This window comes from Hymenobacter ruricola (assembly GCF_015694525.1).
Taxonomy (GTDB): Bacteria; Bacteroidota; Bacteroidia; order Cytophagales; family Hymenobacteraceae; genus Hymenobacter; species Hymenobacter ruricola.
Genome location: NZ_JADQDM010000001.1, coordinates 757,418 through 769,989 on the forward strand (window position 1 = coordinate 757,418; position 12,572 = coordinate 769,989).

Annotated in this window: 10 protein-coding genes; 3 read left to right on the plus strand and 7 right to left on the minus strand. The window is 63.3% G+C overall.

Features of this window, described 5'->3' with window-relative positions; all coding sequences use genetic code 11:
* The first annotated feature begins 119 nt into the window (after positions 1 to 119).
* Positions 120 to 1,028, plus strand: coding sequence for a hypothetical protein (locus tag I2H31_RS03365; RefSeq protein WP_196291574.1), 909 nt, complete (start codon positions 120 to 122; stop codon positions 1,026 to 1,028).
* Positions 1,029 to 1,154: 126 nt separating this feature from the next.
* On the opposite strand, the gene I2H31_RS03370 is transcribed toward I2H31_RS03365, so the two are convergent.
* The 5 genes from I2H31_RS03370 to I2H31_RS03390 all read right to left on the minus strand — a co-directional run bounded on the left by I2H31_RS03370 (position 1,155) and on the right by I2H31_RS03390 (position 4,357).
* Positions 1,155 to 2,261 carry an NADH:flavin oxidoreductase gene (locus I2H31_RS03370; RefSeq protein WP_196291575.1) on the minus strand — a complete coding sequence of 369 codons (1,107 nt, stop codon included), beginning with the start codon at positions 2,259 to 2,261 and terminating at the stop codon, positions 1,155 to 1,157.
* Between the two features lie 152 nt (positions 2,262 to 2,413).
* Positions 2,414 to 3,028, minus strand: coding sequence for a helix-turn-helix domain-containing protein (locus I2H31_RS03375; protein WP_196291576.1), 615 nt, complete (start codon positions 3,026 to 3,028; stop codon positions 2,414 to 2,416).
* Positions 3,029 to 3,124: 96 nt separating this feature from the next.
* A complete protein-coding gene (locus tag I2H31_RS03380) occupies positions 3,125 to 3,748 on the minus strand; it encodes a hypothetical protein (RefSeq protein WP_196291577.1) in 624 nt (207 codons plus the stop codon).
* Positions 3,723 to 4,148, minus strand: a complete 426-nt coding sequence (locus I2H31_RS03385) for an AAA family ATPase (RefSeq protein WP_196291578.1) — start codon at positions 4,146 to 4,148, stop codon at positions 3,723 to 3,725. The genes I2H31_RS03380 and I2H31_RS03385 overlap by 26 nt, the downstream gene beginning before the upstream one ends.
* A complete protein-coding gene (locus I2H31_RS03390) occupies positions 4,139 to 4,357 on the minus strand; it encodes a hypothetical protein (RefSeq protein ID WP_196291579.1) in 219 nt (72 codons plus the stop codon). Before I2H31_RS03390 ends, I2H31_RS03385 begins: the two co-directional genes overlap by 10 nt.
* Before the next feature lie 351 nt (positions 4,358 to 4,708).
* Here I2H31_RS03390 and I2H31_RS03395 point away from each other — a divergent pair, with 351 nt between their 5' ends.
* Positions 4,709 to 6,148, plus strand: a complete 1,440-nt coding sequence (locus tag I2H31_RS03395; RefSeq protein WP_196291580.1) for a D-alanyl-D-alanine carboxypeptidase/D-alanyl-D-alanine-endopeptidase — start codon at positions 4,709 to 4,711, stop codon at positions 6,146 to 6,148.
* A 63-nt stretch (positions 6,149 to 6,211) separates the two neighbouring features.
* Here the strand turns inward: I2H31_RS03395 and I2H31_RS03400 are convergent, their stop codons facing one another.
* Both I2H31_RS03400 and I2H31_RS03405 read right to left on the minus strand, forming a co-directional pair.
* Entirely contained in the window at positions 6,212 to 8,797 is a 2,586-nt protein-coding gene (locus I2H31_RS03400; RefSeq protein ID WP_196291581.1) for a site-specific DNA-methyltransferase, read from the minus strand.
* 119 nt (positions 8,798 to 8,916) lie between these two features.
* A complete protein-coding gene (locus tag I2H31_RS03405) occupies positions 8,917 to 12,072 on the minus strand; it encodes a BPTD_3080 family restriction endonuclease (protein WP_230687411.1) in 3,156 nt (1,051 codons plus the stop codon).
* A 133-nt stretch (positions 12,073 to 12,205) separates the two neighbouring features.
* On the opposite strand from I2H31_RS03405, the gene I2H31_RS03410 reads away from it, so the two are divergent.
* A complete protein-coding gene (locus tag I2H31_RS03410; protein WP_196291582.1) occupies positions 12,206 to 12,568 on the plus strand; it encodes a helix-turn-helix domain-containing protein in 363 nt (120 codons plus the stop codon).
* Positions 12,569 to 12,572 lie beyond the last annotated feature (4 nt).

A 12,572-nucleotide genomic window follows, 5' to 3' on the forward strand; every position in this document is an offset into this window, starting at 1 on the left:
CTGATTCTTGTCGATTGAATTACTGCTGCGGTAAAGATGCTTCGCTGCGCGCTGCATGACGGGTATTCATCCGTTTATTGCGGTTGGGTTATTCCTGCTTTCCACTTTTTCCCCTTCGCATGAGTCTCTATTACCAACCTTCCAATAAAATGCCTCTTGGGGGCGTGCTGCTGTTTTTGCTGGGCGGCGTGCTGGCCGCCGCGGTGCTGGCGTTTGTGTACATCTACGCCGTCTGGTACATTCCTTTCGTGTACATCAACTTCTTTCTCTGCCTGGGCTTTGGGCTGGTGCTGGGCGGGGCGCTGCTGCTGCTGGCGCGGGCTGGCAAGCTGCGCAGCCCCGCGGGCGTGGGCGCGCTGGCCGGGCTGGTGGGCCTGGCGGCCGTCTACCTGGAATGGAGCCTCTACCTCACGCTGCTTTTCAATGCCGAAACCACCGGCACCGGGCGCGAGGCCGACACCAGCACCTCGTTCAGCGCGGGCATATTTGCCGATGCGCTCACCCACCCCGGCGCCATGTGGAGCGCCATCAACCAAATCAACGCAACCGGCACCTGGTCGCTGAAGGGCGCCACGCCCACGGGCCTTTTCCTGTGGCTGGTGTGGCTGGTCGAGCTGGTCATCATCCTCGGCGGCGCCTACCTGATGGCCCGCTCGCAGGCCACTGAGCCCTTCTCGGAGCTCACCAACGAGTGGGCCGACGAAGAAACCCTGGCCCACCCCATTGCCTTTGCCCAGGACGTGGCCCAAACCCGCTCGGCCCTCGAAGCCGGCCAGCTTCACGCCCTGGCGCCCCACCTGGCCCAGTCGGCATTGGACCCCTTCGCCCGCCTCAAGCTGCACCGCGTGGCCAGCGACCCCGCCTGCCAGTACCTGACGCTGGAAAACGTGACCCCCAAAGTCGACAACAAAGGCAAAACCACGCAGTCGACCGCCACCGTGGTGCAGCACCTGGCCATTTCGCCCGCTGCCTACGAGGACCTTAGAACGCGCTTCGGCACCTTGCCCGGGGCCACTCAAGCGGGCTAGCTGGGCCGAACACCGGCGCCATTGCGCAAACGCGCTGCTGTCATTAACGCAAAGCATCCCAGCCGCCTAGAGTCAATGGCGGCTGGGATGCTTTGCGTTTTGGCGCTGCCAAAAGCAACCACCCGCTTATACCAGCGTGCGCAGCGCCTCGCGGCTGAAGCCTTTCATTTCGTCGGCGCGGCCCTGCTGGATTTTCTCCACCCAGTTCGGGTCCACAATCAGCTGGCGGCCCACGGCCACAAGGTCAAACTCGTCGCGGTCCAGCCGGCGCAGCAGCTCATCGATGCCCTGTGGTTCCGAAGCTTCGCCCGCGAAGCCGGCCAGGAATTCGCCCGACAAGCCCACCGAGCCCACGGTGATGGTGGTTTTGCCGGTAAGCTTTTTCACCCAGCCCGCGAAGTTCAGGTCCGAGCCTTCGTGGGTAAACTCGGGCTCCCAGAAGCGGCGTTGCGAGCAGTGGAAAATGTCGACGCCGGCCGCGGCCAGGGGCTGCAGCCAGGCCTCCATTTCCTGGGGCGTGTGGGCCAGCTTCACGGCGTAGTCCTGCTGCTTCCACTGCGAAAGGCGCAGGCTGATGACGAACTCCTCGCCCACGGCCCGGCGCACCTCGCGCACCAGCTCCACGGCCAGGCGGCTGCGCTGGGTGAGGTCGTCGCCGCCGTAGGCATCGGTGCGCTCGTTCAGGCCGGCCCAGAAAAACTGGTCGATGAGGTAGCCGTGGGCGCCGTGCAGCTCCAGGCAGTCGAAACCCAGTCGCTTGGCATCGGCCGCGGCCTGGGCAAAGGCGGCGATGGTGTCGGTGATGTCGTTTTCGGTCATGGCCTTGCCGGTGGGCTGGCCGGGCTTGATGAGGCCGGAGGGGCCCTCGAAGGCTTCTGAGGGTTTCCAGCCGGAGCGGTGCTCGGCCATCACGCCCATGTGCCAGAGCTGCGGGCCCATTTTGCCGCCCGCCGCGTGCACTTCATCAATGACGTGCTGCCAGCCGGCCAGCGCAGCTTCGCCGTAGAAATGCGGGATGTTGGGGTCGTTGGACGAGGCCGGGCGCTCCACCACGGTGCCTTCGGAGAGGATGAGGCCGACCTGGCCTTCGGCCCGGCGGCGGTAGTAGGCGGCCACGTCGGCGCCCGGCACCCCGTTGGGCGAGAAGGAGCGGGTCATGGGCGCCATGACAATGCGGTTGTTGAGGTGCAGGGATTTCAGCGCGAAGGGCGCGAACAGGGCGTTGGTGGACATAATAGGCGGGTTAGCTATAAATGAAGGGTGACAACAGGAAAGCAGGGCTTTTGATTTTGTTGGGGGCGTCTGTCATCCTGAGCGCAGCGAAGGACCTTCTCACGTCAGCACAGTTGGCCGTAATTCAAACGCGAGAAGGTCCTTCGCTGCGCTCAGGATGACAGCTGGTGTGCTGACGGACTACTTTCCCCCTCTGCCAGCAGCGCGGCCAGCGCCGCGGCTTCGGTTTCGAGGGCTTCGGCTTGCAGGCGGAGCAGGTGGTGGCGGGCCGCGTCGTCGGGGGTGAAGGCGGTGGCCCAGAGCTCGGCCAGCTCGCGCGGGTAGGTGAAGCGCGACCAGTCGCCGGGCGGGGCGGGCTCGGGCGCGGCGGGCGGCAGGGCGGCCAGCAGCGCGGGCAGGGCCGTTTGCCAGCGCAGGCCCACGGCGGCCCGCTGGTGCAGGGCCTGCAATTCATAGCGCAGGTTGCGGGCTTTCCAGACGCAGTAGTCGCGGCGGGCTTCGAGGGGCTTGGCGGTGGGGGCGGCGGGCAGGGCGGGGGGCGGCTGCGGAATGCCCAGCACCGCGCGCCGCGCGTCTTCGGGCACCAGGGCCAGCAGGGGCGCGGCCCGCTCGTACACCGCCGGGCTCAGGGGGCGCCGGTTGGCTTCAATGTTGGCCAGCAGGCTGCGGCTGATGCCCAGAAAATCGGCCAGCTCCTGCTGGGGGATGCCCAGGTATTGCCGCAGAACGGCCAAACGCGAATCGGGAAAGTTGGAGGGGCGGGCCACGGACAGGTAGCGGCTAGGGTTGAAACATATTTCGCCACAAGTTGCAAATAAGTTTCAACCCATGAAACATATTCTGATTTGTGAGGCGAATATGTTTCACGCGCTGGCCGGCCCAATAGCAGGTGCCAGGGCTTCGGCTTGCCAGGCGCACCGTTTGGGCAGGTCGCCCACGTCGGCCAAACGGCACTGGATGCCGAGAGGCGTCAGCTTTTCGCGCAGCTTTTTCTCGAACCCTTGCCGTTTCGTGCGGCGATTGTGCTCCTCTTGGCGCGTATCGGTGACTTTGGCAGTAGGCCAGATGGGGTCTTCGGCCAGCAGTACCACAAACGACACCGGCTGGGCCGGGCGCAGCATCGCCGCTCGCAAGTCGGCGGGCAAGAGGGCATCCTGTTGGCGCGCCCCCAGGTGGAGGCCCGCCCAGGTATGAACAGCTTTTAGCAGCAGCTGCCGATGCAGCTTGCCCGACTTCACTTTTTGGTGCAGCTTGGGGGCCCGGCCCCGGTAGTTTTTTACTTCCAGCAACAGCAGCTCGGCGAAAGCCGGTTGGGGGCCGGCCACGATATCGACGCCCCGCAGGCCGTCAATCTTTTCCAGTCGCTCCTGATAAAAGTGAGGATTGACCGGGTCTTGTTCGTCGTATTTAAAGGCCAGCCACGTATCGGGAAACGTGAACCGGAGCCGCGGCTTCTGCTCGTTAGCGGGTTCCGTTATCGTCGGCATCGGCTTGGTCTAAGGCATCCTCGAAGTCATAGGTTTGGGTCAGTTCCGCATCCAGCCCCGCCACGTGCTCCAGTTGGATAAAGTCGTCCTTGGTTTCGACCTGCGTGGCCCCGTTCTCCCCCGCATACAGCGCAAAATATTTGACGGGCTGCCGCTCCCGTTGCGCCAGGATGTGCAGCTCCTTGAGCAAAAACAGGCTGTGCGTGGCCAGAATAATCTGGAAGCCCGCCTTGGCCAGCTCGGTGAGCACGGCGGCCATGTCTTTGAGCAAGGCGGGGTTGAGGTTGGCCTCCGGCTCGTCCCAGAACAGGGTGGTTTCGGGCGTGAGCGTGCGGTTGGCCAGCAGCTTGTACAGCGTAGCAAACTTGCGGAAGCCCTCGGCCACGAGGTTCATCTCCATGTGCGGTTGCTCGGGCGCGGAGAGGCGGCGAGGTAGAAATGGCCGCCTTCTTCCTCCACCTTCCCACCAATGAGCTGCTGGAGCTGCGCTACGATGTGGGCCGGTTCGGGCTGTCGCAGGGGTGGCCCCATCAGCAGGCGCAGGAGGTCGGGGTAGGTTTCGTCAATGGGAATTTCGCGCCGGTCGTAGAGGGGGAGAAGCCAACCCATTGTCAGGACTTCCTTGGCGGGGATGAAGACGGACGCCACAGCCCCAGTTCCTAAGGAAGTAAACCACAATCACGTTCAGCCCTTCGCCAAACTCAAAGTCGGCGTCTTCAAACACGGTGAAATTGCGGAGGCGCAGGCGTTTTAGCATGGCGCGAAGCCACAGATGCGGCAGGCGAAAGCAGTGGCGTTTCGCCGTAGCGCGGACTTTGTAGTCCGCGTCCCTAGCGGATACCCGCACGATGCTAACGGCGCGGAGACGCGGACTACAAAGTCCGCGCTACTTCGCTTCCGGCGCCTTCTTTCTGCCCCCTGCGGCCACCCCAGACGCCTCTGCTGCGTAAGTTGCGGCCGATGCGACGTTCCCTGTATTTCCTGCTGCTGCTCATTGTCGGGACCACCCAGTTATCGGCCTGCGCGCAGGCCGGCACCGACCAGCCGGCCGCGGCGCCCGCGGCCGTGCGGCCCGGCCAGCCGCTGCCCTGGCTCGATTCTTTGCTGAACAGCTCGCCCGTTCTGCGCCAGCACCAGGTGGGCCTGAGCCTGGCCTACGCCGACAGCGCCCGCCCGTTCTACGGCTTTCAGGACAGCAAATACTTCACCCCGGCCAGCAACATGAAGCTGTTCAGCTTCTACGCCGGCCTGCACCTGCTGGGCGACTCGCTGCCCAGCCTGCGCTACTTCAGCCGCCACGACACGCTGTTTTTCCAGGGCACCGGCGACCCCACGCTGCTGCACGGCGACGTGCCCAGCCGCCGCGCCTACAGCTTCCTGCTAAACCGGCCGGAGAAAGTGCTGGCCTACGGCGACATCAGATGCGTCACGCCCTTCGGCCCCGGCTGGACCTGGGACGACTACGGCTACTATTTCCAGCCCGAGCGCGGCGCCTTTCCCATTTATGGCAACACCGTGCGCTTCTACGCCACGCCCACGGCGCCGGCCAAAACGCGGGCCGGCGGCACCGCCTCGGCCCGCCCGGCGGGGCCGGTGTCGCGCGTGCGGGTGCTGCCACGCTACTTTGTGCCGCTGGTGGGCCCGGCCACGCCCGAATTGCTCACGCCGGGCCTCGACAAAGACACCCACGTGCTGCGCGACTTGCAGGAAAACCGCTTCCACGTGCTGCCTTCCAACAAAAAGTGGGTCGATGAAACGCCCTTCGTCACCAGCCGCGGGCTGATGCTGCGGCTGCTGGGCGACACCCTGCGCCGCGCCACCGCCAACGCCGCCTGGCGCCCCCGGCCGGGCCAGGACTCCATCCGCACGCTGCACGGGCTGCGCGTCGATTCGCTCTACCGCCGCATGCTGCGCGTGAGCGACAACTTCCTGGCCGAGCAGCTGCTGCTGATGTGCAGCACCACCATCGGCAGCCACGACTCGCTCAGCACCGGCCGCGTGATTCGCTACGCCCGCCGCCGCCTGCTCCCCGGCCTGCCCGACCCCGTGCATTGGGTGGACGGCTCCGGCCTCTCGCGCCTCAACCTGGTTACGCCGCGCACCCTCACGGCGCTGCTGCTCAAGCTGCACCAGGAAGTGCCCGAGCCGCGCCTGCTGAGCTTGCTGGCGGCCGGCGGGGGCCAGGGCACCCTGCGCAAGCGCTACCACGACGCCGCCGGCCCCTGGGTGTGGGGCAAAACCGGTACCCTCAGCAACAACCTGAACGTGTGCGGCTACCTGCGCACCAAAAGCGGCCGGCTGGTGGCCTTCACCTTCATGAACAACAACCACGTGACCGACAGCGGCGACATGCGCAACGAAGTGGAGCGCGTGCTGCGGCTGGTGCGCGAGCGGCTGTAGAAGTCGAGGGGTTATAAATCGTCTGTCATCCTTCGCTAAGCTCAGGATGACAGGAGAAAAGGGCTACAGCGCCAGCACCCGCGTGCTTTCCTCGCCGAACTGGCTGATGACGCGCACGGCCACGCGGCGGCCCGGCCGCAAGCTGATGGGGTGGGAGCGGAAGCCGTAGAGCCGCTCCCAGGCGTCTTCGTCGAGTTCGATTCGCAGGGTTTGCTCGGCTTTTTTCTTGGCGGTGGCGCTGGCCTGGCCGTCGAGCTTGGCGCGCCACTTTTTGAACTCGCCTTTCTCGCCGCCGCAGAAGAAAACCTGACGCACCAGGAAGTTGGAGCCGTCGTAGTCGTCGTCGAGCATCCAGTAGGCAATGTCGTCGACGGAGCGGGCGGCCAGGCGGTTGTTGATGGGGTCCCAGATGTCGAGGCCGCGCACTTCCACGGTGGCGGTGCCGGCGGCTTCGTCGCGCAGCAGGCCAATTTCGGGCTCGCCGATGGTGACGAAGGAGGCGGCTTTCTTATCTTTTTTCAGCAAGCCCTCCTGCAGCAGGTCTTCGCCGATGCGGGCGCGCGTCACCTGAAACGTGCCGGCGCTGGTGGTTTGCTCGCGGTTTTCGATGGCGTCGTCGAAGGAAAAGCCCAGCACCACCAGCCAGTCGGCGTCGCCGAGCTGACGGCACTCCTTCACGGCCTCGTTCACCTGGCTTTTGCTCACGGTGCCGAAGCGCGGCCCCAGCAGGAAATAGGCCTTGCGCTCGCGGCCCTCGGCGTCGCGCCAGTAGCCCTCGGCGGGCAGGGCGGGGGAGGCGCGGCGCTCCACGCGCAGGAACACGGCCTGCTCGTTTTTGGCCCCGTTGCGCACGCCCGAGGCCGTGAGGCCGGCAAACACCCGGCCCTCAAACTGGGCCTGGCTTTCCAACTCTTCGGGCGGCGTTTCCAGCTCCTCGGGGGCCACGGGGTTCAGGCTTTGCAGGGTTTCGACGGTGAAGGGACCGGCCACACGCAGGCGTTTTTTGTCTTCCTCGGGCTGGTCGTAGAGCTTCTCGCTGGCCGGCGGCTCGTCGTTGGCCAGGCTCTTGAGGGTGATGTGCGGCACCTCCTTGTAGCGAAAACCCTGGCGAATGTCCTGCCCGGCTTCGTCATATAGGTGGTAGTAAGGGAAGCTGGCCGTCATCAGCCGCGTTTTGGCGATGTTGAGGGCAATGCGCGAGGTATCGATGGTTATCCAGCGGCGGCCCCACTGCTCGGCCACGTAAGCAGTGGTGCCGCTGCCGCAGGAGGGGTCCAGCACCAGGTCGCCGGGGTCGGTGCACATGAGCATGCAGCGCTTGACTATTTCCTCGTTTGTCTGGACTACGTAATTTTTCCCTGTCGCTCCGCCTAGTCCTAACCAGATATTATTGATTTCAACGGCAGGGAAATCCTTAGCGTAACGTTTGAATACTAGCCGGGATTTTTGGGCAATTACTCTTCCTGATTCAAACAGCTTTGGAATCGACTTGGGACTGACTTTCCAAGAATTTCCACCTGAAGGATATTCCTTTCCGTTGATAGTCACAGGTTCATTAGGTCCTGGTTTATCAGAAAAAAGCGGATTATACCGAAAAACTTTAGCGCCTTTCGGTAAATCGTTGAGTCCAAAAGCTTCTTCTTTCGACAGGGTTCTGACGGTACCGTCTGCTAATTCAACATTCGTAAATCCAGACCCTCCAACACCCATTAAATTTCGCTCAACATACAATTGGTGGTATTTTGCTTGTTCTTTATTCTTCGCATACCAGACCAAATACTCATTAATTGGCGGTAAAAAGTCTCCTGATTGGCTTCCCTTTTTCTGGAATATTACCAAGCCAATAAAGTTACTGCTTCCCAATACTTCATCCATCAAATTCCGAACAAGGTGTACGTTCTCGTCCGAAATCTGTACGAAGCAAGAGCCGGATTCCGTCAGTAGCTCCCGCGCCACCAGCAGGCGGTCGCGCAGGTAGCTGAGGTAGCTGTGGATGCCCAGCTCCCAGGTGTCGCGGAAGGCTTTGATTTGCTCGGGCTCGGAGGACAGGTGCTCGTCCTTGCCGTCCTGCACGGTGCGGTTGTTGAGTTTGATTTGCCAGTTCGAGCCGTATTTGATGCCGTAGGGCGGGTCGAGGTACACCATCTGCACCTTTTTGTCGAGGCCTTCGCGCTCCAGCAGCGAGGTCATCACCGAGAGCGAATCGCCGAGGATGAGGCGGTTTTCCCAGGCGGCGTGGTGCTGGTAGTAGCTCAGCGGCTTGTCGAGCTCGTCCACGGTCTGGTAGTCCTGGCCGAAGAGGCCGAGCTGGGCGTTGGCCTGGGCCAGCCGCTCGCGGTAGAGCCGCGACATGAGCTCCTGCGGGCGCACGTGCTCGTGGCGGTAGAGCGAGCGGATGTCGAGCTTGAGGTAATCGGGGCGGTCCTCGCCCTCGTGTTCGTACTTGCCCAGCCATTTCAGCTCGGGGTCCTGCCCGCGGTGCACCACGGGGTTTTTGTCGAGCAGGCGCGTGGAATGGCCCTGCACTTTGGGGTTGAATTGCTCGGCGCCGGCCTCGGTTTCGGACGGGATGTATGTGCGCTTGTCCTGGTGGGTGTAGGCGGTGGGGTCGGCGGCGGGGGTAGGCGCGGAGGTGGCTTTCTTGGGCATTGGGAAAGAATAGAACGTCATGCAGAGCGCAGCGAAGCATCTCGCGTGCAGCAGTGAATCAATCGATTGGGTTACTTGAGCACGCGAGATGCTTCGCTGCGCTCTGCATGACGGACTGACTACAATCCCTGAATTTTCTCCACCAGTTGGTTGCGGAAGTATTTCTCGCTCTCGCTGATTTCGACGAAGGCCCAGGGCTCGTCGGGCGGCAGGCCGAGGGCGGCCAGGTCGCCGTTCACGGCGGGCAGCCAGTAGTGCTCGGTGTAGAGTTTCTTGGCTTGCTTGTCGCGGTTCATGCCCGTCACCTCAATTATCAGGTTCACGGTCTGACCGCTGCGGGTGCGCACGCGGGCGATGAAATCGGGCACGTAGTTGCCGGGCTGGCCTTCCTTTAGGTAGGGGATTTTGAAGTCGAGAAAGGCGTTTTTGACGTAGCTCAGTACCTGGGGCAGGTCTTCGAGCACCTTGGCGCAGATCTGCTCCCAGCTCTGGGTGTCGGCCACCACGTAGTTGACGTGGCTTTTCGTAGTTTCGAACACCGGCCGGGTGGTTTGGCCGTGCACGAAGCGGGTGCTGCCGTGGGCGTTGTAAGGCATGGGCACCGGCCGGATGCGGCGCTCTTCGGCCGGCAGGCCCACCGTGATGGCCTGGTTGATGTGGCTGGCCACGGCCTTGCTGTCCCAGTATTTCACCAGCCGCTTGAAGGCCGGGTCGGTCTGGTGCACCAGCGTGAGGCACTCGTGGTACCACTGTTCCACGATGCGGCGCACCGGGCCGAAATACTGCATGAGGGGCGCGCCGCCTACATCGGAAAAGTGGTAGCGCATCACCTCGTTGGCCACGTAGTACACCGCCTCGTTGTCGCGGATGCGCTCGTGGGCTTCGAGCCGCATGTTTTCAGTGCTGCCCGAAAACGCCGACGCCAACTCCGTATGGGTCGGGATTTTGGAGAAGTCCAGCTCGAACTTGCCCACGGCCGCGAAGTCGGGCACGAGGGCACCGGTGCCCAGCTCCTCGCGGTAGCCGGCCAGGTTGGGAAAGCGGATTTCGAGGTGCTCGCGCTCGGGCAGGGCTCGAATGGGCGTGATTTCCTCGCCCTCGGGGCCGGCACCGCTGCTGCCCTTGCCCCGCCGAAACGCCTTGAAGGGAATGCCGATGATGCGGGCGTACTCCGGCGGAAACTTGTACTCCACAATGCGCGCCTTATCGGCCTTGGTGGCACCGGTCACGGCCTCGCCGTTTCGGTCGTAGCCCTGCAGTTCGTAGTAGCGGCGGCGCAGGGCGCGGCCGGCTACTTGTTCGCACAGCAGCTGCGAGCCAAAGGCACGCAAGCCCACGATGTGCGTCACGGTATTGGCGTCCCAGCCTTCGGTGAGCATGCTCACCGACACCACGCAGCGCACGTGGGCGCCCAGCTTGCCGGGCCGGCCCACGGTGTTCACCACCTCGCGCAGCAGGTCGGCCTCGGTCAGGTCGTCGGCCGAGCGGTCGGGGTAGAGGCGGCGGTACTCCTGCCGGAACTGCCGGATTTCGTCCTTGAACACCCGCCGGAAGGCTTCGTCTACCTGCCCGCTGTTTTCCAGCGCGTCGGAGTCGATGAGTAGCGTGGGCGGGCGATGGCGCGGCGACTTGTCGGGCAGGTAGTTCGAGAAAATGTCGTGGTGTCCCAGCGCCACCTGCCGGCCGTGGGTGGGGTCGTCGTACTCGTAGCCGGCAATGTGCTTGTACACTTCCTTCGACACGCCGGTGTTGTTGCACACCACAATCAGCACCGGGGGCGTGCTCAGGAGCTCGGGTCGGCGCTCGCCGCGCTCGCGCACCCCCTGGTCGTATTCTTCGTAATGGGCCACCAGCTGGTCGAGGGCCGTGACGAGCAGCTGCGGCAGCTCGGGCTTTTTCTCTACATAAGCCGCGTCCTTCTCCTTGCGCTCGGTAGCTTTGCCCATCTTGGGCAGGGCGTCCTTCACGTTCTCGTAGAGGTTGCGTAGCACTGGCATGTCCAGCTGCTGGGTGTCGTCCTTTTCGGGCAGGTAGGGAATTTTCACCAGCCCACTCTCGATGGCTTCAACCAGGCCGAAATCGGTGACAATCCACGGGAACAGCGTGTAGGGCTTGTAGCCGGAGCCTTGCAGGTAGTAGGGCGTGGCTGAGAGGTCGTACACGGCCGTGAGCTGGTAGCGCTGTCCAAGCTCGCGCAGCCCGCTGAACCACACGGCGGCGCGGGCGTTTTCGTCGGCGCCGGCCTCGTCGGCGTCGGTTGCTTTCTTCTTTTTGCCAGGGGCTTCCTGGGGCAGGTAGCAGTGGTGGGCTTCGTCGTTGAGCACCAGCAGGCGGCTGCCGGGCCGGAAGCCACTGAGCAGGCGCCGGAAAACCTGGGCGTAGTCTTCGTATTCTTCCTGCTTTTTGCCGTCGGCGCCCACCTTGCCGTCGAATACGCCGCGCTTGTTGCCTTGCAGCGTGCGCGGTTCAAACTGGTGGTAGTTGCAGATAACCAGTCGGGCGTTGAGGCCTTCGAGCAGGTCCTCGTACTGGGCAGGCACCAGCTTGCGCTCGTGGTAGTAGTCCTGGGCGTAGTTGCGGTCGGAAGTGGTGTCGGCGCGCAGCACGCCCAGCCGGTCGCGGATGGTGATGCCGGGCGCCACCAGCAGGAAGTTGTCGGCGAAGCGCACGTCCTGCCGGTACTGCTGGCGGTTGAGGTAGTGGTAGAGGATGAGGGCGGCCATGACCACGGTTTTGCCGCTGCCGGTGGCCATTTTGAAGGCGATGCGCGGCAGGTGGTCGGCCGCGTGGGCCGATACCGACTGTTGACCTTCGCGCAACTGGCCCAGGATGTGGCTGCCGGCGTTGGAGCGGGCGGCCACCTCGTTCAGCCAAATAGCAGTCTCCACGGCTTCGCGCTGGGCAAAAAAGAGCTTTTTGCGGGGCGATTCGTCCTCGTCGGGAAACCAGAAGGCCAGTAATTCACGCGTCACGCGGGTGACGTCGGGATAGCCGGCGGCGCGCCAGAGGCCCACCTCCTTGCGCACCAGGTTGATGAGGTGCGTGCCATAGGCCGCGGCGGCTTCGTTGAAGGCAAACACCTCTTTCTGACCCTTGTGCCGGCCCGGAATCACCTGCACCTCGGGCACGAACAGGCGGCGGCCGGGCTCTACTTTGGCGTAGTCGAGGTTGCCTTCGAGGTCGGTGGCGTAATGCTTGTCGGGCGCCAGGTAAGGGTTGTTGAGGATTGGGTTGTCCGGCAGGCGGAGCTGGGTAGAATCAGGATTGCCATCCATAGAAAAGGTTGTGAGACATATTTGATACAAATATGTCTCACAACCTCTCGGTTTGCGTCAAATTGGTGAAATAAGCGGTGGCCAGGCCCGTGGTAGAACGGCCCAATTTTGGCCCTTTCTACTCCGACCCGATATGGCCAAGCAACACCGCGGGGAAATTCTACAGGAGGTGGTTTTGAAAAGCGGGGTGAAGGTGACGAAGCTTTTCGCCGCCCTCGGCATCAGCCGTGCCACCCTCTACCGCCGCTTTGAGGACCCCAACCTGGACTTCGATTTCATTAAGCGGGTGGGTGAAATCATCTACCACAACTTCGCTGAAGAATTCAAGGAGCTGGCCCCCGCTGCCGCCGAGCCGGTGGAAGTGTACCAGATTGCCAGCGTGGAGGAGTGCAAAGACAAACTGCTGCACGTGTATGGCCTGTACCTGGAAAAGGTGCGGCAATATGACGAGCTCAAGGCGAAGTACGACGCGCTGCTGAGCGAAAAAGCTCAATAATCTT